We start from the raw sequence: 20,261 nt of genomic DNA on the forward strand, positions 1-20,261 counted from the left end.
TCAGCGCAGAGCGGCCGGTCGTACCAGGTCCTCCAGCCGATCGATCACTCCATCGAGCTGCGGGGCGGGCAGATAGGTGCGGCGCAGCTGCACCAGTGTGCTCACGGCCGCCACGTCGACACTGCCGTCGTCGATCACTCCGCGTGCCGGGTCGCGCAACACCGCTACGTGCTCCACGGCGTCCTTCGGCGATAGGCCGAGCAGGCGGGCGGCCGCCTCGGCCGCGTTCCCGTCACCGGCGCGGATCACTCGTGCGGTGTCAGCGAGTGCGGCGACGAAGCGATCCACCGCATCGGCGGCGGGTGCCTCCCGGATCCGGGCGACAACGGTGCCGAGATACGGGCCCAGGCGGGCGACGTCGGCCAGCGGAAGACACCCTCGGGCCTGTGCTGTCAGCTCGTTGCCCGCGTTGAGCACCGTGACGTCGCAGCCACCCTCCGAGAGCACCGCCGCGCGCTTGGGCGTCGATCCGAGCGCGGTGACCCTGAGCTCGTCTCGGCGCAGTCCGAGTTCGTCGAGCAGGCCGTACGCCACGAAGGCGAAACCCGAGTTGGGCACATCGACGCCCAGCACACCCCCGGCCAGCTCCCGAACGCCGGTGACGCCCGGGCGCGCACACAGACACAGACCGAGCCCGCGGTCCACGCCTGCGACGATCTCGACATCGAGTAACTCTCCCAGGGGATTTCCCGGCAGAAATCGGTAGGCGAGCGCGTTGTCGGGACTGGTGAACACCGCGTCGTAGTCACCGGACCGCAGCGACTCGAATTGCGCCGGCGAGGACGGCACCGGCGTCTCGTGCACCGTCACGCCGGCGTCGGTGAGGCGTCCGGTGGAACGCGCGACGTCCAGCAACACCGACGGGCTGAATACTCCGATCCTCAGATGGTCCACTCCGCTGCCCGATCAGCTCCTCGCCGGTCCAGTGGAACCGCGCACGACGAGCGACACCGGCAGCGTCAACGTGGCTGCGTCCTGCTCTCCCGCCTCGATGCCGCGAAGCAGCAGCCGCGCCGCCTCGGCGCCGATCTCACGCAACGGCATGTGCACCGTTGTCAACGGAGGCCAGAAGTCTTCGGCGAACGGCATGTCGTTGAACCCCACCACCGACATCTCCTCCGGGCACCGCAGCCCCTCGGCGCGCAACCGCCGGATCAGCCCCAGTGCCACCAGGTCGTTGCCCGCGACCAGAGCGGTCGGAATCGGCCCTGCCTTCTTCAGAAGCTGGTCAGCGACATCGAAACCCGCCTCGATCGTCAGCGCCGCGGCATAGACGGTTTCGTGGCGGACACCGGCCTTCGTCGCGGCCACCTCGAAGGCTTCTGCCCGTGAGCGGGTGGTGGAGAAATTCGGCGGACCCGCAGCGTGCACGATGTTCCGGTGCCCGAGCTCTACGAGGTGCGCCACGGCCAGCGCGATTCCCCCCGCGTTGTCGCCGGAGACCAACGGGTAGCCGCCGATTCCAGAACCGCGGTTGACCAGTACCACCGGCACGTCAGCGGCCGCCGCCTCCTCGACCACCGGTTGGTCGTCGAGACGTCCGGTCGCCAGGATGAATCCGTCGACCCGACGCTGCAGGAGGGACTCGAACACTGAGATCTCCACGTCGTCGTGCGAGTCGGTGTTGGCGATGAGCACCGTGTAACCCTGTGCCTGGAGAACGCGTTCGATACCGCGGATCATCGGCGGGAAGATCGGGTTCATCAGGTCGGGGATGATCACCCCGATGGTCATCGACCGGCTGGTGCGTAGCCCGCGGGCCATCGCGTTGGGCACGTAGCCGAGCTGGCGGGCAGCCTTTTTCACCCGCTTCAGTGTTTCGGCGTTGACCTGGCCTCTGGTTTGGGCGTTGAGCGCACGAGACACCGTCGCCTTGTGCACCTCTGCCAGGCGGGCGACATCGTCGATGGTCACGCGTCGTGGCATCCTCGGCGCCTCCCACCCTTCCCCGGGCCCGGTCGCGGGCTATGTGAATCAGGCTACCGCCCATGGCTGCAATCGTTCGCAGGGATGGCCTCACACGCAGCCCGCGCGCCGCGGGAACTAGCCTCGAGCCATGACGGTCCAGCGCCTGCAGCCCTACGCGGTGACGATCTTCGCGGAGATGTCCGCCCGCGCCGCGCGGCTCGGCGCGGTGAACCTCGGACAGGGCTTCCCCGACGAAGACGGGCCGCCCGCGATGCTCAAGACCGCCGAGAACGCCATCGCCGAGGGCGTCAACCAGTACCCGCCCGGCCTGGGCACCGAATCCCTGCGGCAGGCGATCGCCGCTCAGCGCCGACGCCGCTACGGCACCAGTTATGACCCCGACACGGAGGTGCTGGTGACCGTCGGCGCCACGGAGGCGATCGCAGCATCGGTGCTCGGCCTCGTCGAACCGGGCTCGGAGGTACTGCTGATCGAACCGTTCTACGACTCGTACTCCCCTGTCATCGCCATGGCCGGCTGCCACCGCCTCGCCGTGCCGATGCGCCGGGACGGCCGGCGGTTCGCCATCGACGTCGAGGCGCTCAGGGCTGCTGTGACACCGAGAACCAAAGCGTTGATCGTCAATTCGCCGCACAACCCGACAGGCATGGTCGCCACCGACGCCGAGTTGCGCGGCCTGGCCGAGCTCGCGGTCGCGGCCGACCTGCTCGTGATCACCGACGAGGTCTACGAGCACCTCACCTTCGACGGCCATCGACACATACCGCTGGCGAACTATCCCGGCATGGCCGAGCGCACCATCACGATCTCGAGCGCGGGCAAGATGTTCAACGTCACCGGCTGGAAAATCGGGTGGGCCTGCGGCCCAAGCGATCTCATCGCCGGAGTCCGCGCTGCCAAACAGTATCTGAGCTACGTCGGCGGCGCGCCCTTCCAGCCCGCGGTGGCTCAGGCGCTGGACAGCGAGGACGACTGGGTGGACGCGTTGTGCGCGTCGTTCCAGAACCGGCGGGACCGTCTCGGTGCCGCGTTGACCGAAATCGGCTTCGACGTGTACGACAGCGTCGGCACCTACTTCTTGTGCGTCGATCCCCGCCCACTGGGCTACGACGACAGTCGGACGTTCTGTTCAGAGTTGATCGAACAGGTGGGGGTGGCCGCCATTCCGATGTCGGCGTTCTGCGACCCCGGCGCATCGCACGCCGGCGACTGGAATCACCTGGTGCGCTTCGCTTTCTGCAAGCGTGAGCAGACGCTCGACGAAGCGATCCGGAGACTTCGGGCACTACAGCGACGCGGCTAGCTCCCACAGCGTCTCGTCGGGCCCGTTCCGGTCGAGCGGGCTGAGCACCACGTCGGTGGCACCCGCGTCCAGGTAGCGCCGCAACGAGCGCAGCACCGTCTCTTCATCGCCGATCGCGGCGAGCTCGGCCAGAGTGGCGACGCCTTCCCGGGCGATCACCTTCTGATAGGACGGGATGGTCGCGTAGAAACCGAGCTGCTCGTTGGCCGCGGCCCGGGCGGCGTCGACATCCGATGTCACCTGCGCCGGCACGAAGGCGATGATCCGCGGCCGCCCACGCCCGGCATCGGCGGCGGCCCGGGCGATCGTCGGCTCGATGAACTCCGCGATGGTCCGGGGGCCGGCCAGATACGGCAGGGTGCCGTCCGCGAGTTCGCCGGTGGCCGCCAGCGCCTTCGGGCCCATCGCTGCCACGTAGACAGGCACCGGGGTACCTCCCGCCAGCGTCGTGGGCCACGCCGGCGCCGCCGTGAATTCCTCGCCGTGGAAGTCGACTCCGCCGTTGTGGAAGATCGATCGCAGGATCGTGAGGTATTCCCGCAGCCGCGCAATGGTGTTCGGCCACGCCGTGCCGAAGGCGATCCGCTCGGGTTCGTGCGCGCCGAGGCCGAGGCTGAAGTTGCCGTGCGCGGCGGCCTGGGCGGTCTGCGCCTGCGAGGCCAGGGTCAGGGGGTGCCGCGGATTGAACGGCACCACCGAGGTGCCGACCCCGAGCCCGGGCACCGCTGCGCCGATCAGGCCGGACAGCGAGATGGCGTCGTGGTCGAACTGCTGGGCGACCCAGACGTGGCGCGTGCCGAGCTGATGGACGCGGCGTGCCTGGTCGACGATGTCGTCCACTGCGTTGCCCGCTTCGGGGCGCGCGAACAGCACTATTCCGGTGGTCATACGGCGAGCAACCATCGTGCGGGCGCGAGGATTCCGCTCCCGCCGAACAACTCACGGCGATGTTAAGGGTTGTGGCTCAGTGGGAGCCGGCCATCACCCGTTGGCGCAGATTCTCGAGGGCGACGTCGAGGACCATCCGTTTGGCCCGCTTGACGAGGAATGCCGGGTACGGGGCCGCCAGGTCGAGGATCAGGTCGAACCGCACCCGGGTCCTGTCCTCGCCCTCCGGGGTGAGGTTGTACTCGCCGTGCTGGCAGCGCTGCCGCGACGTCTGTTGCGCGTCCCAGACCACCCAGTCGTCACCCCAGTGGTACTCGAGCAGTTCCTTGTCGCTCATGCCCATGATCTTGACGGTGGCTTTGACGTGGTGCGGCCGGCCGTCGGGATGACGGTCGAGAACCTCGGCCTCTCTGTGCAACGAGGACCACGAGGTGACCGCCTCGATGTCGGCCAACGCGTCGAGAATGGCCGCGGGCGGGGCGTCGATCACCGTCTCACTGGAAGCTCGGACCGCCATGCGGCAAATCGTAGCCCTGCGGCCACGCTCGCACACTCGGAAATCCAGCTAATTCATATCTCGGTAATGATCTGCTTCGGGCAGGTCGGCTACCGTCCTCGCCGCGCCGTTGGCGGACGTTTCCGGCGGGGGAACAGCGCCGCGAGTTCCTCACGGCTGGTGGTTCCGGTCTTCGCCATCGCACGGTAGATGTGGCTTTCGACGGTGCGCGGCGACAGCGTGAGCCGGTCGGCAACGGCGCGATTACTCAGGCCTTCGCCGATCAGCATCGCGATCTCGATTTCGCGTTCGGTCAGCGGCACTTTCTCACTGCTCTGCCGCAGCGCGACCGTGCGGACACCGCCGCACGCGTCGGCCAAGGCGTCTGCCCGCGCCGAATAGGCCAGCGCCGAGCCCTTCCGGTCGTGGCGCCGGTACGCACGGGCTGCGTGCGCCGCCGCATCGACCGCGCCGACCCGATCGCCCATCTGCTCGAATTCGTCAGCGAGAACCGCCAATTCCGCGGCGTCATCGGCGTGGGCCGCCGAGGCGAACCGGGTGGCCAGTCCGACGCGGGGGCCCTCGACCACGGAAGCCAACTCCCCCAGCCGCTGCGCGGCCGTGCGGTCGCCGAACTGCGTGGCGATCTGCAGCACCATCACCTCTTCGGCGAATCTGCCGGCTTCCCGGCACCGGACCGCGGTCGCCTGGAGGGCACAGATCGCTTCGCTGACCGCCCCCTGGCCCGCGGAGATCCATGCCTCGGCCAGGCTGCGCTCGTAGTCGAGCAACCGGAATTCGCGCCGGTTCTCCGCCAGCGGGGCGAGGACGGCGAGGGCGTCGTCGGTCAGGCCGCGGATCGCCAGCGCGGTCGCATACGGGATCCGGTACCGGTAGCCCCACCCGATGGGGTGCGGACCGGACAGCCCCTCGACCGCCTGCTCGAGGAGTCGGCACGCCGTCTCGAGGTCACCGGCCCCGAGTGCGGCCCGGCCGGCCACGGCTGCACCGAGCAGGGGGGCGACGCCGGGCAGGCTGGCCGCCTGGCGCCGCATCCGGTCAGCCACATCCCGCGCTTCGCTGACCTGGCCGGCGTACAGCAGCGCGCTCACGTGCGCGTCGGCGATGTTGAAGATCATGTGGGGCGCGTCCAGGGAGCGGGCCGCGACCTCGTACCCGGCCTCGGCGACGGCCACCGCGTCCGAGGTGTGGCCCGCATCCGCGGCGATATGGGTCAGAGCCCACGCCAATTCCGCGCCGACCACCGGGATGTCGCGCAGCGCGAGGTGCTCAGCCGTCAGCAGGGCCTCTGCCGGACGATCCATCGCAAACCAGTAGACCGTCAGGAAACCATCGACGTAGGTGCGCGCTTCCGGCGCCGTGACGTCGGACGCGGCATCGATGATCTGCTTGGCTCGTACCGGATCGGCCAGGGCCCACAGCATGTTGCTCGCGCGCAGGAACGCGAGCCGGGCCCGGTCCCGATCGGGCAGCCCCGCGGTCTCGATGCCGGCCAGCACCGCGTCGGCGTCCCCACCGTGGCCCAGCCACGAAAGTGCATGCCCTCGCACGAGTTTCGGCTCCGGCCCGGTGCCCGCACGCTCGGCCGCCGCAGCGATCCGGTCGGCCAGCGGCAGATCGCCCAGCCACACCGCTCCGTGAGCGGCCCTGATCAGCAGCCCCGTATCCGCCGCTCTGTCCGAGTCCAGTTCGAGCGTCGCGCGCCGGACGACCACGCGTACGTCGTCGCATTCTGGTACGGCGGCCAGTTCGGCCGCAACCAGTCCACGCAGCCGCCGCAACCTGCTCTGCGGCGCACGCCGTCGCCGCACCTGGCCGTACAGCGGGTGCGCGACCCGCGCCTCGACGGCGCCGCCCGCGGGTTCGAGCGTCACCAAGCCGCGACACTCGGCCTCCTCGATGGCGGCCATGTCGGTGATCCGGGCCAGCACAGGCAGATCGAGAGGCTCGCCGACGGAGAGCACGTCGACCACGTCGCCTACCTGCTCGGGCAGCGCGCCGATCCGGGATTCGATCAGGTCGGCCAGACCCGGCGGCACCGCCGGGTCGCCCGACCACCGCCAGCACCCGTTCTCGAGCACCAGGCCACCGTCGGCGACCGACTGCTCCACGATGTGCTGCAGATAGAACACGTTGCCCCGGGTCAGCTCCCACAACTGACGGGCGGTCACGGCGTCGACGCGCCCGTCCAGAGCGGCGGCCACCAACGCCGCCGTGTCCTGGGCACTCATCGGCGCGAGCTCGAGCCGATCGAAGTCCCCGGCCTTGAGAACCTCCTGGACCGCCGTCGGGATGGCGTCCCCCGCGCGGACGGTGATCACGACTTTCGCGAGCCGCTGCTGCACGATCTGGTGCACCACGAAGGTCGACAGATCGTCGAACAGGTCGATGTCGTCGATGCCGATCACGACCGGCGCGGGTGGACTCGGCGCGGTCAGGGCGTCCAGCACCCCGCGCAACAACGCGACCGTGTCACCGACCCCCGACGGCGCCCACGCGGTGAACGCACCCAGCGGGATCGCCTGCGCAGAGGACGTGCCGGCCGTCCAGCGCGTCTGCCAGCCACGGTCGGCGGCGCGCGCCAGCGCCTCCCGGACCAGGCGACTCTTGCCGACCCCGGTCGGCCCGCAGACGAGCACACCCGACCCACTCGACGCCGACAGTGCGGCCTCGATCGATGCCATCTCCCCCGACCGCCCGATCAGCGGCCATGCCAATCGCACACCGAAAGCGTAGGTGCCCTGCCGACCCGGGTGACCCGAATGCCCACTTCGGTCGGTTTGTACTGGTAGGCGGCGGGGTACGGTTCGCTGTCATGAACGCTGAGCCCGACGCGACGGCACCTCTCGGTGCCGACAGCGGCGGGGAGAGCACGCGCACGGTGGTCATCGCGCTGATCGCGAATTTCGCGGTCGCCGTCGCCAAGACCGTCGCGGCGGTGATCTCGGGGTCTGCGTCGATGACCGCCGAGGCCACCCACTCCTGGGCCGACACCGCGAACCAGGGCTTTCTGATCGTGGCCAACCGTCGCAGCAAGCGGCCTCCCGACACGGAGCGGCCGCTGGGGTACGGCCGCGAGGCCTACGTCTGGTCACTGCTGGCGGCGGTCGGGCTCTTCGTCGTGGGAGGCACAGTGTCGGTCTGGCACGGCGTCACCGAGATCCTGCACGGCGAGAACGGCCCGGAAAACTACCTTGTGGCCTACATCGTCCTCGGTGTCGCCTTCGTGCTCGAAGCCTCGTCGCTGCTGCAGGCGTTCCGGCAGTTACGCGGTGAGGCGAGCGAATACGATCGCGAGCTGCTCGACCACGTGCTGGACACCTCCGACCCGACCACCCGCGCGGTCTTCGCCGAGGACACCGCTGCCCTGATCGGCATCGTGCTGGCGCTGCTCGGCATCGGACTGCATCAACTCACCGGTGAGGCGATCTGGGACGCGATCGGTTCCATCCTGGTCGGTCTGCTGCTGGGCGTCGTCGCCGTCATCCTGATCGACCGCAACCGCCGGTTCCTGGTCGGCGAACCCGCCAGCCCGCGGCTGCGCGAGGCCGCGATCGCCCTGCTCGAGCGGCTGCCGGAGGTGGCCTCGGTGCGCTTCATCCGACTGGTGTTCGTCGGCCCCAAGCAACTGTTCCTGGTGGCGAGCGTCGACCTGGTGGGCGACGCGGTCGAGTCCCGGATCGCCGACACGCTGCGCGACCTGGAGAACAGGCTGCAGGCCGAGCCCTACATCGTCGACGCGGTGCTGACGATCGCGGAACCCGACGAGCTGGACCGGCTCTCCTAACCGCCCTTGACCACCTTGAGGACCTGCTTGCGCAGCCCCTCGGTGGCGGTCTCCACGCCACCCTTGATCGTGCGCTTGATGATGAACCCGGGCAGCGGCACCGACAGGTCGATCGCGATGTCGAACTTCACCCGCGTCTTGTCGCCCTCGGGGGTGAGCGTGTAGCCCGCGTCCTGGGACTTGAGCTGGTTCGCCGAGATCAGCGTCCACGTGACCGAGTCGTCCCCCCACGTGTATTCGATGACCTGTTCGTCGGTCAGCCCGGCGGCCTTGACCGTCATCCTGACCTGCTTGGGCCGGCCGTTGTCGTAGCGGTCGAGGACCTCGGCCTTCTGGTACTGCGGCGACCAGGTGGGGGTCGCTTCGACGTCGGCGATGACGTCGAGGATCTGTTCCGGCGTTGCTTCGATCACGACCTCGCGCGAATCCTTGGTTGCCATGGCGCGACCATAGAGCACGGCGCCGACTGTTCGGATCGAGATCCCGGGACTGGGCCCGTAGGCTCGTCGTCTGTGAGCAGCGACGTCAATCCCGAAGTGCCGCCGAGCGGCACCGGTTGCGCCGAATGCGACGCCTGGGGCGGCTGGTGGGTGCACCTGAGACGCTGCGCGGCGTGCGGGCACATCGGCTGTTGTGACGACTCGCCGATGCGGCACGCCTCCGCGCACTGGCGCTCGACGGGGCACCCGATCATCCGCTCCTTCGAGCCGGGCGAGGACTGGTTCTGGAATTACCAGACCGACGCCTACTACGACGGCCCGGAACTCGCCGCCCCGCAGAGCCGTCCACTCGACGAGACGGTGCCGGGCCCGCGCGGCCGGGTTCCCGCCGACTGGATGGCGCAACTGCAGGCGCGCGACCGCTGACACCGTCAGCGTCCGGCGAGGACTTCCCGCGCGGCGTTGTAACCCGGGATGAAGGTGATGCCCGGGCCGCCGTGACAGCCCGCGCTGGCCAGGTACAGCCCGTCGACCGGAAGCGGTTGATCGACATAGCCTTTCGGCCCGGGCCGGTTGGGGCCCATCTGTTCGGGGTGGATCAGACCGTGGCAGTAGTCGCCGCCAGGCGCACCGAACATGGTGCCCATGTGTTTGGGCGTGAAGGTGGTGTGGCGCAGGATCAGGCTCTCGAAATCCGGTGCCAGACGGGTGATCTTGTCGATCACCCGCCGGCCCATCTCCGTCTTGAGTTCGCCGTAGCTCGCCGTGTCCTCGGTGAGGGGGAACCACAGCGAGAACGCCGACACCGCGTGCTTGCCCGGCGGCGCGAGGCCCGGGTCGTTGGCCGACGGGATCTGCAGGGCGATCGCGGGATCCGCGGGCACGATGCCGCGCGTGGAGTCCTCCCACTGCTGCTGCAGTTCCTCGGGGGTGCTGAAAATGCCGATCGCCGACTGGTATTCCGGGTCGTTGAGCACCTCGTACGGTTCGGCGAACGTGGGCGGTCCGTCGAGCGCGAAGTGCATTTGCAGGTAGCTGCCGCGATGGTCGATGCGGGAGAACCGCTCGCGGATGTCGGTCGGCACCGCCCCCGGGTCGAGCAGCGTGTTGACGGTGAGATCGGGCGCGACAGCGGAGACGACCACCGGTGCGCGCAGCGTCGATCCGTCCTCCAGTTGCACTCCGCCGACGCGGCCGTCGCCGACCAGGATCTCGGCCACCCTGGTGCGCAGCCGGACCTCGCCGCCGGCCGCGGTGAACATCCGCAGCAGGTGTTCGGTCACCGCGCCCATGCCGCCGCGGAACTTCTTGATCAACGTGGCGTTCTCGTCGGGAACCGCCAGCCCGAAGGCCAGCGCGGCCGCACTGCCCGGGGTCTGCGGCCCGCGATAGGTGGTGTTGACCGCCAGGAACGCGAGCATGCCACGCAGCGCGCCGTGCTTCTCCCGGTCGGGCAGATGACGGTCGAGCACGTCGCTGACCGAGCCGAACAACATGTCGCTGATCGCCTGGCGTTCGAATTCGTTGGTGGCACAGGCGAACATCTCGTCGAGCGTCCGGGGCGGCCGCGCGGCGTCGAAGCGGCCGAGCGCCCGGGTGGGAGCCTGGCACCACGCCATCAGGCCGGCCATGCCGTTGACGGCGTCGGCGCCGTGCACGTCGTTCAGATGGGTGAGCAGCTTGAGCGGGTCGGTGTAGTAGATCACGGGGTCGTCGCCGACTCCCCGCAACTGCACGCTCATCACATCGAGGTCGACGGTGGGCAGGTCATCCAGGCCGAGCGCGTCACTGACCACGGCCGAGGTGGGCACCTGCACCGATCCGGCGATCTCGAACCGGAAGCCGTCGAAGAGTTCCACGGTCGAGGCCATGCCACCGGCGTAGAGCTTGGCGTCCAGGCACACCGTGCGCAGTCCCGCCTGCTGCAGCAGAGCGGCCGTGGTCAGACCGTTGTGTCCAGCCCCGACGACGATCGCATCGAAGTCCGTCATCGGCTGAGGCTGACACGGCCTCCGATGTTTTGTCAATATTGACGAAACAGGTGCCCTACTCGGCGGCGATACCCGTCTCGAGCAGCGCAAGCGCGTGCCGACACAGCCGGTCCAGCTCGGGTAACGAGCGGTCCTCCCCGAGCATCCACACCTCCATCGCGCCGAACACCGCCGCCGCGATGCACCGCGCGGTCACGGTGATCCGCATCCGCTCGTCCGTACCGGGAGCCGGCGGGTCGGTCCCGGCCATGTGCTCCTCCACCGCCTCGGCGAAATCGGCCTCCACCTGCCTGATGTGCCGCACGATGCGGCCGGGGTCCAGCTCCTGCGCCCGCATCGCGGCGATCTTGGTGACGGCGGAGTCGTCGTACGGCGAGGCCATGATCGCCGACTGCACGGACTCGATGATCGACTCGTCCGGCGAGCGCGACGACAGGGCAGCCCGGAACCAGTGCAGTCCGGCGTCGTAGTCGGCGAACAGCAGGTCGTGCTTGGAGGCGAAGTGACGGTAGAAGGTGCGCAACGACACCCCGGCATCGGCGGCGATCTGTTCGGCCGACGTCTCCTCGACGCCCTGCGCGAGGAACCGGACCGCGGCCGCCTGCCGGAGGGCTTCCCGGGTGCGCTCGCTACGCGCCGTCTGGGCAGGCCGGACCATGTGCGTAAAGTACCGCACCCCCCGGACGCGGCGGCGCGGGCGAATCCGGCCCGGCCCGGCGACGTCGCCATTCGCGGATGGCCGGAACGGGTTAGGGTCACTGCGACGGGTGGGGTCACCCGAATCGCTGACGACCGGGGGGACGGGGCGTGAAGGTTCACCATCTCAATTGCGGGACGATGCGCCCCTGGGGCGCGGGCACCCTGGTCTGTCATGTGCTGCTCGTGGAGGCCGCCGACGGTCTGGTGCTCGTCGACACCGGCTTCGGCACGCAGGACTGCCGGCGTCCCGCACGCTTCGGCCGGTTCCGGCGGTACTTCTTCCGGCCGTCGTTCGATGCGGCCGAGGCCGCAGTCACCCAGATCGAGGCGCTCGGGTACCACCGAGACGACGTCCGGCACATCATCACCACCCACTTCGACGCCGACCACATCGGCGGGCTGGCCGACTTCCCCGACGCACAGGTGCACGTCACCGCCCCCGAGGTGCGCGCCGCGATGGGCTCGCGCTCGGTGCCCGACCGCATCCGGTTCCGGGCCGATCAGTGGGCGCACGGCCCCCACATCGTCGAGCACGACATCGCCGGGGAGCCGTGGCGAGGCTTCGCGGCCGCCAAGGAACTCTCCGGCATCGGCCCCGGCTTCGTGCTGCTGTCACTGCCGGGCCACACCCTCGGCCACGCGTGCGTCGCCGTCGACGCCGGACACCGCTGGATCATGCACGCCGGCGACGCGTTCTTCCAGTGCGGCACTCTCGACGAGAACCCGCGGGTGCCCGCGCTCACCGCGTTCGAGAAGGCGGTGGCGGTGGATCGGAAAAAAGTGGAAGACAACCACTCTCGCCTGGTCGAGCTGTACCGGCGAGGCGATCCGGACATGATGATCGTCTGTGCGCACGACCCGGAGTTGTTCGAACAGGCCAGGGCCACCGCAACGGCCTGACCGGGCGGATCACTGCCAGCGGCCGACCAGCGCGATCGACGCGTCGACCGCCTCATCGGTGACATCACTCATACGGCCACCCTCCTCGACGGTGAAGGCGGTCAGTTCGCGCAGACCGCCGAGCAACATGATGATGCGCCGTCTCGACACGGGACCGATTCCCGCCGAACGGAATTCGTCGGTGTCACCCAGCGCGCCGACCATCTCGATGAAGTGCTCCATGGCGTCGCGCTGCAGACCGCGGGCGGCGGCACCGAGGGCCGGCACGTCGCGAATCCAGCTCAGCATCAACGCCGATCGCGCCTCGGCCGAGGAGATCCACGCCTCGATGGCCTGCCGCACCTGCTTCTGCCACGGCGCCCCGGGATCGACCGCCTCGTAGATCTGCTGGATCTGGTCGGCGTTCGCTTCCGACAGCAGCGCGACGAAACACTCATCGCGGCTGGCGAAGTGCTCGTAGAACGTGCGCCGCGACGTTCTCGCCCGACGCACGATGTCGGCGACCGTCGTCTTGGCGTAGCCGTCTTCGGCGATCGACGCCTCCAGGGCGTCGAGCAGCCGCTGGCGGAAGTCGCTCATGTCAGCGGCAGTAGTTGCGTGTGGCGAGATCCACGGCCTGTCGGTACAGCGGATCCAGCCCGCGGGCGGTCGCCACCTCCGACTTGGCGGCGTCGAGTTCCGCCACGCACTGCGGTGCGTGCAGCTTGCCCCACTCCTCGGCCATCAGCGTGACCATCTCGCGGTTGAGCGCGTCGATGATGTCCCGCGACGACCCGAGGTCGGGGGTGTCGGCCGGAGCGGCAGCGGGATCGAGCGTCCACTGCGCCAGCCGGCTGTACTCGATCCCGACCGTCGCATCGATCTGGTCCCGGAAGGCGGTCGTCACATAGTTCGGATCGATCTGGAACTCCCGCGCCTGGCCGGCGACGGAGTCCAGCACCTGTTGCTCACGCACCGGATCGACGATCGGCCCGCCGGTGTGGAACTTGTTGGCCGCGACGGACTCGGCCACCTCGAGCCGGCGCACGGCCGCGTCGACGAGGTCGGTCAGAGAGTGGGTGGGCTGCGCCGAAGCGACCGAAGCGAGGGGAGCCATCGGGACCAGAGCCATCGCCACACCGACGGCGACCGGGGCGAGTACGCAACGGATGTTCATGGTGGCCAGGGCCGGGATCGAACCGGCGACCTTCCGCTTTTCAGGCGGACGCTCGTACCAACTGAGCTACCTGGCCGGACGGCACCGATCACTCGTTCCCAAGTGCCTCGCCGTGATGGCGACCCTGACGGGACTCGAACCCGCGACCTCCGCCGTGACAGGGCGGCGCGCTAACCAACTGCGCCACAGGGCCTTACTGTGCGACTCCCCACCGACCTGGTCGCCGCGTGTACCCCCTACGGGATTCGAACCCGCGCTACCGCCTTGAAAGGGCGGCGTCCTAGGCCGCTAGACGAAGGGGGCCAGCCGAATCTCTCCGGGGTACTCACAACGCTCGTGTCTGTTGGGAGCTTCGATAGCTTAGGGTACCGACACCCAAATCCTCAAACGGCCAGCCCGGCAGTATCCTTTTCGAGGCGCACGCGTCACGCCCCTATAGCTCAGTTGGTAGAGCTACGGACTTTTAATCCGCAGGTCGCAGGTTCGAGCCCTGCTGGGGGCACACGTTTTCTACAGCACGACAAGCAACGCGGCGAGCACCAGAAGGGTCAGCACCGCAGCGCCGGCCAGCGCCACCCCGGTGCGCTGTGGCGTCGCGGCCGGGGGATCCAGGCACGCACGCATCTGCTCGGCGCTCGCGAAGCGCCACCGCGGGTCGCGCGACATGGCCCGCTCGACCGTCAGCGCCAGCGCGGGATCCACATCAGGCCGCAGCACCGACAGCGGCGTCACCGCGCCCGCGGCGATCGCGTCGGCCAGCGTGGTGAGGCTCTCCTGCGGATACGCCCGCCGGCCCGTGAGCGCCTCGTAGGCGACCACCCCCAGGGCGTACAGATCGTCGGCGGGCATCGCGGGCCGTCCGGCGATCCGGTCCGCGGGCAGGTAGGCCATCGTCCCGAAAACCCGGTTGGTGAGCGTCTGCGGGGTGTCGGCGCTCTTCGCGACACCGAAGTCGGCGATCTTCACCCCGCCCAACCGGGTGAACAGAATGTTCGCCGGCTTGATGTCGCGATGCAGCACACCGCGGGCATGCGCCGCACCCAGCGCCGACAGCACGTCGCGCATGATCGCGCGGACGTGCCCGGCCGGCATCGGGCCGCCGCGGGCGAGTGCGTCGGCCACGCTCTGGCCCGGCAACCGCTCGAGCACGATGTAGTGCCGGCCTTGGTGCACCCCGGAGTCGTGCACCGCCACCACGTGCGGGTGATTGACCACCGCCGCGGCACGCGCCTCGGTGGCGAACCGGCGCCGGGTGTCGGGTTGCGTGCTGACCGACGGGTACAGCAACTTGACCGCGACCGGACGGTCCAGGCGGAGATCCCAGGCATCGCGGACCTCGGCCATGCCACCGCGGCCCAGAACACCCCGTAGTTCGTAGCGACCGCCAAGAACTTCCGGCGCCTGCATGTCCTCCAAGCTAGCCGGTGCGGCCGCATCGCAAACCTGACGCGCCGCCGCGCGCGGCTCGTATGATCGGCCTCGATGCTGTACCAGCCTGCCCGCCCACCGTTTCTGCGGCGTCATCCCGTGCTCGCCGCCACCGCCGCAGCGGTGGCCCTGTGGTGGCTGTGGCTGGGGTGGTTCTGGCCGCTGGCGGTGATCGTGGGCGCCGGCATGTTCATCGCGATCCGGCGGCGGCGTCGCGCGGCCGCGATCCGCGACGCCGGCCTGCGCGCCCGCGCCGACCTCGAACACCGGCTCTGCCTGGCCGGTGACCCGCGCGGCACCTTCGGCCGCTTCCCCGCGGTGCACCCGGGTTGGTACGTCAGCCCCGACGACGGGCGCCTGATGCGCTACTTCGACGGCGCCGCCTGGACGGTGTACACCGCGGCCCGCTGAGGCGTCATTCTGCGGCCGGCGGTCCGTCCAGTCCGACCCCGATGGTGATCTGCGGATGCTGCGCAGGGTCGAGCCACTGCAGGACCGACCGCATCTGGTCGCGGCCGATGGCGACGCACCCCCACGTCGGCTTGCCGTCGGACACGTGCAGGAAGATCCCCGCCGACCGGCCCGGTATCCGCTCCGGGTTGTGCTCGATCAGCACCGCGTAGTCGTAGATCGCCCCGGAGTCGTAGAGGTTCTCGGCATCCTCGGAGTCGATCTCGGCGGCGTGGACGTGCGTGTTGTACGTCGGGGAGTCGACGTCCTCGTCCCACCAGTCCTCGTCGGTCGCCTCGAAGTACGGCATCCGGGTGCCGGGGTTGGCCTCCCGCCCGAACGCCTGCCCCAGGGGGAAGGTGCCGACGGGCGTGCGGAACACGTCGTCGGCCGGCGCGCCCACCCCGAGCTCGCCGAAATCGGCGGGAGTGGGTCCGAGCACCGGCTGCCACCGTCCGTCCACTCGCTCGTAGGCCGTCAGCTCGCCGACCGGCGAGTTCGCCGACGGCGCGCTCACCACGATGATCTGGCCGGCTGCCTCGGAATCCGATTGCGCCCCAGCGCCGCCGGCGGTGAGGCTCGCGACGATCAGCATCAGCGGCGCGACCGCGAGTTTGCCCAGCACCCTGTGAACGTAGCGCAGTCAGACCTTCGGGCTGTAGAAGTGCGGGTCGTCGCGATACTCGACCGGGGGAAGGTTGCGCGCCGGCGTCTCGACCAGGGGCGAATCAGCCGGCAACCGACCGTGCGCCCTGTCCCAGGCCGACCGTTTGCGCGGGTGCATCAGCATCCGTCTGGGCAGGACCCGGGTGACCTGATAGACCGCGGCGCCGAAAAGTCGGTGCAGCCGCTCCTGACGGGGCGACCACGTGTAGCCCATCAACTCGCGCACGGCCGGATCGAACAAGCCGACCGTGGTGAAGTCGAAGAACCGCTGCATCCCCGCGACGTTGAGACGCCACAGCCAATCGGGCATCCAGTCCAGCGAGGGGTGCTTGGGCATCGTCGACAGGTCGAGGACCTCGCGCGCTGCCCAGTTGTCCTCTAACACGTTGCGACACATGTGATCCCAGTACCGCTCGAAGTCCTCCCAGCTCGCGGGCACCGGCCGCATGCTCATGCCGTACATCCGGTACCACGTGACGTGTTCGTCGAACAGCTGTCGCTTCTGCGCCTCGGTCAGTCCGCCGCCCAGCCATTCGGCGGCCAGCAGCGTCGACTTGAAGAACGTCGCGTGGGCCCAGTAGAAGACCTCCGGATTCAGCGCGCTGTACCGGCGGCCCTGGTCGTCGACGCCCTTGATGCCGATGTGGTAGTCGCGGACCTCCGCCCCGGTCTTCGGCGCGCGGTCACCGTCGAACACCACGCCGCCGATCGGGTAGACCGACCGGAACAGCCGCGGCATCCGCTCGAGGAAGAAGATCGAGTGCTGCTGCACCGCGGCGCCGAGCTGGGGATGCATGTTCTGCATCGACCCCGCCCACGGCCCCTGCAGCATGCCGGTCCACTGGCCGAAGTACTTCCAGGTGAGCGATTCCGGTCCGAGCGACGCCGGCACGTCGTCGTAGCCACCGGAGACCGGGCACCCGGGCGCGACGGATCCGCTGGTCACCGGGCACGAGACGGACGTATCTTGAGTCACTGCTGAGTTTCCCCGATTCTGACTACAGGCGTTGTCACTGCGAGCTTAGGAGGACTGTGCCGTCCGGTCAACGACGCGGCCGATGGTCGGGCGTTCCGCTGCGGGATCGCCAGGCGCTGCGCCGCGACGAACTGATCACCGCGGGCATCAGCCTGCTGGGCAGCCCGGGCGGGCCGAGCCTGACCGTGCGCGCGGTGTGCCGTGCGGCCGGGCTGACCGAGCGCTACTTCTACGAGAGCTTCGCCGACCGCGACGAATACGTGGCGGCCGTGTACGACGAGGTCTGCAGCGCGGCCATGTCGACACTGATGCGCTCGGAGAGCATGCGCGACGCCGTCGAGCGGTTCGTCTCGCTGATGGTCGACGACCCCGCCCGCGGCAGGGTGCTGCTGCTGGCGCCCGAGGCCGAGCCCGTCCTCGCCCAGTCCGGGGCGCGCTGGATGCCGAACTTCATCGAGCTGCTGCAGCGCAATCTGACGCGCATCACCGACCCCACGCGGCAGGCCATGGTTGCCACCGGCCTGATCGGGGCACTCACTGCTCTGTTCACCGCATACCTGGACGGCCGCCTCGCGGCGACCCGCGAGCAGTTCATCGATCACTGCGCCGAGCTCCTGCTCAGCCGGGCATCGAGCTGATCCGCCGCGGTGTGAGCTACGGCGCGGTGACTTGAATGTCACCGACTTACACAGATATATTGAGTGCAACCATCAGGTACAGATAACCGGAGGTGTCATGGCGAAGGACCTGACCGATCTGCAGCTGCTGACCGAACTCGAGCCCGTCGTCGAGCCTCTGGTCAACCGGCACATGCAGATGAAGAAGGACTGGAACCCGCACGACTTCATCCCGTGGTCCGACGGCAAGAACTACTACGCACTCGGCGGCCAGGACTGGGACATCGAGCAGTCGAAGCTGTCCGAGGTCGCCCGGGTCGCGATGCTGACCAACCTCCTCACCGAGGACAACCTGCCGTCCTATCACCGCGAGATCGCGATGAACTTCAGCATGGACGGGCCCTGGGGTTTCTGGGTCAACCGCTGGACCGCCGAGGAGAACCGGCACGGCATCGCGCTGCGTGACTACCTCGTCGTCACGCGCAACGTCGACCCGGTCGAGCTGGAGATGCTGCGCGTCGAGCAGATGACCCGCGGCTTCTCCCCGGGCCAGAACCAGCAGGGCGGGATCGAACTGTTCGCCGAGAGCCTGTTCGACTCGGTCATCTACGTGACGTTCCAGGAGCTCGCCACTCGCGTCTCGCACCGCAACACGGGCAAGGCGTGCGACGACCCGATCGCCGATCAGCTGCTGCAGCGCGTGTCGGCCGACGAGAACCTGCACATGATCTTCTACCGCGACGTCTCCGAGGCGGGCTTCGAGATCGCCCCCGACCAGGCGATGAAGTCGCTGCACAAGGTGCTGCGCAACTTCAAGATGCCCGGTTACACGATCCCGGACTTCCGTCGTCGCGCGGTCACCATCGCCTCGGGCGGTGTCTACGACCCGCGGATCCACCTCGAGGACATCGTGATGCCGGTGCTCAAGAAGTGGCGCATCTTCGAGCGCGAGGACTTCAACGGCGAGAGTGCGCGGATGCGCGACGATCTCGGTGCCCTGGTGGAAGAGCTCCAGGAAGCCGTCGACAAGTTCGAGGTCGCCAAGCAGCGTCGCGAAGCGCGGCTGGCGCAGATGGCCGAGAAGAAGGCGGCCAAGGCTCAGCTGGTGGGATCATCAGCCTCGTAACAGACACCCCTCGATCGGCCCGGTCCCTGCGGATCGGGCCGTTCGACCTTCGCAGCCCTGTCGTCCTCGCGCCGATGGCGGGGGTGACCAACGTCGCCTTCCGCACGCTCTGCCGTGAACTCGAGCTCAGCCGCGCGGGCACCGTCAGCGGCCTGTACGTGTGCGAGATGGTCACCGCGCGCGCCCTGGTGGAGCGCCACCCGGTGACGATGCACATGACGACGTTCGCGCCCGACGAATCACCGCGGTCGCTGCAGCTCTACACCGTCGACCCGGATAACACCTACGCCGCGGCCAAGATGATCGTCGACGAGGACCTGGCCGACCACATCGACATGAACTTCGGCTGCCCGGTGCCCAAGGTGACCCGGCGCGGCGGCGGAGCCGCACTGCCCTACAAGCGGCGCCTGTTCGGTCAGATCGTCGCCGCTGCGGTACGGGCCACCGAAGGCACCGACATTCCCGTCACGGTCAAATTCCGGATCGGCATCGACGACGAGCACCACACCCACCTCGACGCCGGGCGCATCGCCGCCGAGGAAGGCGCGGCGGCGGTCGCGCTGCACGCGCGCACCGCCGCGCAGCGCTACTCCGGCACCGCCGACTGGGAGCAGATCGGTGCTTTGAAGGCCCATGTCACCGGGATTCCGGTGCTCGGGAACGGTGATATCTTCGACGCTCGTGACGCGCTGGCCATGATGGCCGCGACGGGCTGCGACGGCGTGGTGATCGGCCGGGGCTGTCTGGGACGGCCGTGGCTGTTCGCCGAGCTGTCCGCCGCCTTCACCGGCGCGACACCGGCGACCCCGCCCACGCTGGGTGAGGTCGCGTCCATCATTCGTCGACACGGCGAGCTGCTCGCTGCGCACTTCGGAGAGGACAAGGGGATGCGGGACATCCGCAAGCACGTGGCCTGGTACCTGCACGGCTTGCCGGCCGGGGCGGATCTGCGCCGGTCGTTGGCACTGGTCAAGACGATTTCCGAGCTCGATGACCTGCTCGAGCAGCTCGATCCCGACGTGCCGTTCCCCGCGGCCGCGAACGGTCCGCGCGGCCGGCAGGGCTCGGCGGCCTCGGTGTCGCTTCCCGAGAACTGGCTCGACGATCCGGACGACTGCGCGGTGCCCGTCGGGGCCGACGTCATGCATTCGGGCGGCTGAACGCCCGTTTGAAGACTGTTGCGAGAGGGTATCGATCAGGCGCTGACTGCTGCTGTCGGCTGGCTCTCTCTCAGGATGTCTCAGTACGATGAAGTGCCACACTGCCCCACTCCGGTGGCGGAGCCGGGACCAGTGCTTTAAGACTTTGAGTGGGCACTCGGCGATCTGCGTGCCGGTGCGCGGCTGCGATGCGCGCACGTCATGTGGTGCCGCGGGAGCTGGAAGGCC

General features: G+C 69.0%; 21 protein-coding genes and 4 tRNA genes. 9 read left to right on the forward strand and 16 right to left on the reverse strand.

Annotation, left to right across the window (positions count from 1 at the left end):
- Positions 1–894, reverse strand: coding sequence for an ABC transporter substrate-binding protein (locus MCHUDSM44219_RS24555; protein WP_048420886.1), 894 nt, complete (start codon positions 892–894; stop codon positions 1–3).
- Between the two features lie 12 nt (positions 895–906).
- A complete protein-coding gene (locus tag MCHUDSM44219_RS24560; protein WP_053081372.1) occupies positions 907–1,914 on the reverse strand; it encodes a LacI family DNA-binding transcriptional regulator in 1,008 nt (335 codons plus the stop codon).
- Positions 1,915–2,056: 142 nt separating this feature from the next.
- On the opposite strand from MCHUDSM44219_RS24560, the gene MCHUDSM44219_RS24565 reads away from it, so the two are divergent.
- Positions 2,057–3,232 (forward strand): pyridoxal phosphate-dependent aminotransferase, encoded by a 1,176-nt coding sequence (locus MCHUDSM44219_RS24565; RefSeq protein WP_048420888.1) that lies wholly within the window; start codon positions 2,057–2,059, stop codon positions 3,230–3,232.
- Here the strand turns inward: MCHUDSM44219_RS24565 and MCHUDSM44219_RS24570 are convergent.
- From MCHUDSM44219_RS24570 to MCHUDSM44219_RS24580, 3 genes are all read right to left on the reverse strand, one after another.
- Positions 3,215–4,120 carry a TIGR03564 family F420-dependent LLM class oxidoreductase gene (locus MCHUDSM44219_RS24570; RefSeq protein WP_048420889.1) on the reverse strand — a complete coding sequence of 302 codons (906 nt, stop codon included), beginning with the start codon at positions 4,118–4,120 and terminating at the stop codon, positions 3,215–3,217. The genes MCHUDSM44219_RS24565 and MCHUDSM44219_RS24570 overlap by 18 nt on opposite strands.
- A gap of 76 nt (positions 4,121–4,196) precedes the next feature.
- On the reverse strand, positions 4,197–4,637 hold the full coding sequence (locus tag MCHUDSM44219_RS24575) for an SRPBCC family protein (RefSeq protein WP_048420890.1): 441 nt from the start codon (positions 4,635–4,637) through the stop codon (positions 4,197–4,199).
- Between the two features lie 89 nt (positions 4,638–4,726).
- Positions 4,727–7,360 (reverse strand): helix-turn-helix transcriptional regulator, encoded by a 2,634-nt coding sequence (locus MCHUDSM44219_RS24580; RefSeq protein WP_048420891.1) that lies wholly within the window; start codon positions 7,358–7,360, stop codon positions 4,727–4,729.
- A 92-nt stretch (positions 7,361–7,452) separates the two neighbouring features.
- Here MCHUDSM44219_RS24580 and MCHUDSM44219_RS24585 point away from each other — a divergent pair, with 92 nt between their 5' ends.
- Positions 7,453–8,424 (forward strand): cation diffusion facilitator family transporter, encoded by a 972-nt coding sequence (locus tag MCHUDSM44219_RS24585; protein WP_048420892.1) that lies wholly within the window; start codon positions 7,453–7,455, stop codon positions 8,422–8,424.
- Here the strand turns inward: MCHUDSM44219_RS24585 and MCHUDSM44219_RS24590 are convergent.
- The gene (locus MCHUDSM44219_RS24590; protein ID WP_048420893.1) at positions 8,421–8,864 is read right to left on the reverse strand and encodes an SRPBCC family protein; all 444 of its coding nucleotides are present in this window, start codon (positions 8,862–8,864) and stop codon (positions 8,421–8,423) included. The genes MCHUDSM44219_RS24585 and MCHUDSM44219_RS24590 overlap by 4 nt on opposite strands.
- 72 nt (positions 8,865–8,936) lie before the next feature.
- Here MCHUDSM44219_RS24590 and MCHUDSM44219_RS24595 point away from each other — a divergent pair, with 72 nt between their 5' ends.
- Complete coding sequence (locus MCHUDSM44219_RS24595) at positions 8,937–9,290, forward strand: UBP-type zinc finger domain-containing protein (protein ID WP_048420894.1); 354 nt, start codon at positions 8,937–8,939, stop codon at positions 9,288–9,290.
- Positions 9,291–9,295: 5 nt separating this feature from the next.
- On the opposite strand, the gene MCHUDSM44219_RS24600 is transcribed toward MCHUDSM44219_RS24595, so the two are convergent.
- Together MCHUDSM44219_RS24600 and MCHUDSM44219_RS24605 are read right to left on the reverse strand one after the other, a co-directional pair.
- Positions 9,296–10,855: a phytoene desaturase family protein gene (locus tag MCHUDSM44219_RS24600; RefSeq protein WP_048420895.1), complete on the reverse strand. Its 1,560-nt coding sequence runs from the start codon at positions 10,853–10,855 to the stop codon at positions 9,296–9,298.
- 55 nt (positions 10,856–10,910) lie between these two features.
- Positions 10,911–11,513, reverse strand: coding sequence for a TetR/AcrR family transcriptional regulator (locus MCHUDSM44219_RS24605; protein ID WP_048420896.1), 603 nt, complete (start codon positions 11,511–11,513; stop codon positions 10,911–10,913).
- 149 nt (positions 11,514–11,662) lie between these two features.
- Here MCHUDSM44219_RS24605 and MCHUDSM44219_RS24610 point away from each other — a divergent pair, with 149 nt between their 5' ends.
- Entirely contained in the window at positions 11,663–12,454 is a 792-nt protein-coding gene (locus MCHUDSM44219_RS24610) for an MBL fold metallo-hydrolase (protein WP_048420897.1), read from the forward strand.
- Between the two features lie 9 nt (positions 12,455–12,463).
- Here the strand turns inward: MCHUDSM44219_RS24610 and MCHUDSM44219_RS24615 are convergent, their stop codons facing one another.
- The 5 genes from MCHUDSM44219_RS24615 to MCHUDSM44219_RS24635 form a co-directional block, all read right to left on the reverse strand.
- The gene (locus MCHUDSM44219_RS24615; protein ID WP_048420898.1) at positions 12,464–13,033 is read right to left on the reverse strand and encodes a TetR/AcrR family transcriptional regulator; all 570 of its coding nucleotides are present in this window, start codon (positions 13,031–13,033) and stop codon (positions 12,464–12,466) included.
- Between the two features lies 1 nt (position 13,034).
- A complete protein-coding gene (locus MCHUDSM44219_RS24620) occupies positions 13,035–13,610 on the reverse strand; it encodes a chorismate mutase (RefSeq protein WP_048420899.1) in 576 nt (191 codons plus the stop codon).
- Positions 13,610–13,686 (reverse strand) — tRNA-Phe (locus tag MCHUDSM44219_RS24625). The genes MCHUDSM44219_RS24620 and MCHUDSM44219_RS24625 overlap by 1 nt, the downstream gene beginning before the upstream one ends.
- Before the next feature lie 40 nt (positions 13,687–13,726).
- A tRNA-Asp gene (locus MCHUDSM44219_RS24630) sits at positions 13,727–13,803 on the reverse strand.
- A gap of 37 nt (positions 13,804–13,840) precedes the next feature.
- A tRNA-Glu gene (locus tag MCHUDSM44219_RS24635) sits at positions 13,841–13,913 on the reverse strand.
- A gap of 126 nt (positions 13,914–14,039) precedes the next feature.
- On the opposite strand from MCHUDSM44219_RS24635, the gene MCHUDSM44219_RS24640 reads away from it, so the two are divergent.
- Positions 14,040–14,112, forward strand: a tRNA-Lys gene (locus MCHUDSM44219_RS24640).
- An 8-nt stretch (positions 14,113–14,120) separates the two neighbouring features.
- Here the strand turns inward: MCHUDSM44219_RS24640 and MCHUDSM44219_RS24645 are convergent.
- Positions 14,121–15,017, reverse strand: a complete 897-nt coding sequence (locus MCHUDSM44219_RS24645; RefSeq protein WP_048420900.1) for a serine/threonine-protein kinase — start codon at positions 15,015–15,017, stop codon at positions 14,121–14,123.
- A 75-nt stretch (positions 15,018–15,092) separates the two neighbouring features.
- Between MCHUDSM44219_RS24645 and MCHUDSM44219_RS24650 the strand changes: the two genes are divergently transcribed.
- On the forward strand, positions 15,093–15,449 hold the full coding sequence (locus MCHUDSM44219_RS24650) for a DUF2510 domain-containing protein (protein WP_048420901.1): 357 nt from the start codon (positions 15,093–15,095) through the stop codon (positions 15,447–15,449).
- 4 nt (positions 15,450–15,453) lie between these two features.
- Here the strand turns inward: MCHUDSM44219_RS24650 and MCHUDSM44219_RS24655 are convergent, their stop codons facing one another.
- Complete coding sequence (locus MCHUDSM44219_RS24655; RefSeq protein ID WP_082162380.1) at positions 15,454–16,113, reverse strand: L,D-transpeptidase family protein; 660 nt, start codon at positions 16,111–16,113, stop codon at positions 15,454–15,456.
- Between the two features lie 18 nt (positions 16,114–16,131).
- A complete protein-coding gene (locus MCHUDSM44219_RS24660) occupies positions 16,132–17,130 on the reverse strand; it encodes an oxygenase MpaB family protein (RefSeq protein WP_048420902.1) in 999 nt (332 codons plus the stop codon).
- Between the two features lie 56 nt (positions 17,131–17,186).
- Here MCHUDSM44219_RS24660 and MCHUDSM44219_RS24665 point away from each other — a divergent pair, with 56 nt between their 5' ends.
- The 3 genes from MCHUDSM44219_RS24665 to dusB all read left to right on the forward strand — a co-directional run bounded on the left by MCHUDSM44219_RS24665 (position 17,187) and on the right by dusB (position 20,033).
- The gene (locus MCHUDSM44219_RS24665; protein ID WP_048420903.1) at positions 17,187–17,768 is read left to right on the forward strand and encodes a TetR/AcrR family transcriptional regulator; all 582 of its coding nucleotides are present in this window, start codon (positions 17,187–17,189) and stop codon (positions 17,766–17,768) included.
- A gap of 97 nt (positions 17,769–17,865) precedes the next feature.
- A complete protein-coding gene (locus MCHUDSM44219_RS24670; RefSeq protein WP_048420904.1) occupies positions 17,866–18,873 on the forward strand; it encodes an acyl-ACP desaturase in 1,008 nt (335 codons plus the stop codon).
- 26 nt (positions 18,874–18,899) lie between these two features.
- Entirely contained in the window at positions 18,900–20,033 is a 1,134-nt protein-coding gene (gene dusB, locus MCHUDSM44219_RS24675; RefSeq protein ID WP_082162389.1) for a tRNA dihydrouridine synthase DusB, read from the forward strand.
- Positions 20,034–20,261 lie beyond the last annotated feature (228 nt).

Source organism: Mycolicibacterium chubuense (genome assembly GCF_001044255.1).
In the GTDB taxonomy this organism is placed as follows: domain Bacteria; phylum Actinomycetota; class Actinomycetes; order Mycobacteriales; family Mycobacteriaceae; genus Mycobacterium; species Mycobacterium chubuense.

What these genes read in the sequence shown, in the direction of transcription:
- MCHUDSM44219_RS24615 (WP_048420898.1), bottom strand. Translation starts at nt 13,033, where the DNA reads ATGAGCGACTTCCGCCAGCGGCTGCTCGACGCCCTGGAGGCGTCGATC.
- MCHUDSM44219_RS24600 (WP_048420895.1), bottom strand. Translation starts at nt 10,855, where the DNA reads ATGACGGACTTCGATGCGATCGTCGTCGGGGCTGGACACAACGGTCTG.
- MCHUDSM44219_RS24590 (WP_048420893.1), bottom strand. Translation starts at nt 8,864, where the DNA reads ATGGCAACCAAGGATTCGCGCGAGGTCGTGATCGAAGCAACGCCGGAA.
- MCHUDSM44219_RS24645 (WP_048420900.1), bottom strand. Translation starts at nt 15,017, where the DNA reads ATGCAGGCGCCGGAAGTTCTTGGCGGTCGCTACGAACTACGGGGTGTT.
- MCHUDSM44219_RS24650 (WP_048420901.1), top strand. Translation starts at nt 15,093, where the DNA reads ATGCTGTACCAGCCTGCCCGCCCACCGTTTCTGCGGCGTCATCCCGTG.
- MCHUDSM44219_RS24620 (WP_048420899.1), bottom strand. Translation starts at nt 13,610, where the DNA reads ATGAACATCCGTTGCGTACTCGCCCCGGTCGCCGTCGGTGTGGCGATG.
- MCHUDSM44219_RS24565 (WP_048420888.1), top strand. Translation starts at nt 2,057, where the DNA reads ATGACGGTCCAGCGCCTGCAGCCCTACGCGGTGACGATCTTCGCGGAG.
- MCHUDSM44219_RS24570 (WP_048420889.1), bottom strand. Translation starts at nt 4,120, where the DNA reads ATGACCACCGGAATAGTGCTGTTCGCGCGCCCCGAAGCGGGCAACGCA.
- MCHUDSM44219_RS24605 (WP_048420896.1), bottom strand. Translation starts at nt 11,513, where the DNA reads ATGGTCCGGCCTGCCCAGACGGCGCGTAGCGAGCGCACCCGGGAAGCC.
- MCHUDSM44219_RS24670 (WP_048420904.1), top strand. Translation starts at nt 17,866, where the DNA reads ATGGCGAAGGACCTGACCGATCTGCAGCTGCTGACCGAACTCGAGCCC.
- MCHUDSM44219_RS24585 (WP_048420892.1), top strand. Translation starts at nt 7,453, where the DNA reads ATGAACGCTGAGCCCGACGCGACGGCACCTCTCGGTGCCGACAGCGGC.
- MCHUDSM44219_RS24575 (WP_048420890.1), bottom strand. Translation starts at nt 4,637, where the DNA reads ATGGCGGTCCGAGCTTCCAGTGAGACGGTGATCGACGCCCCGCCCGCG.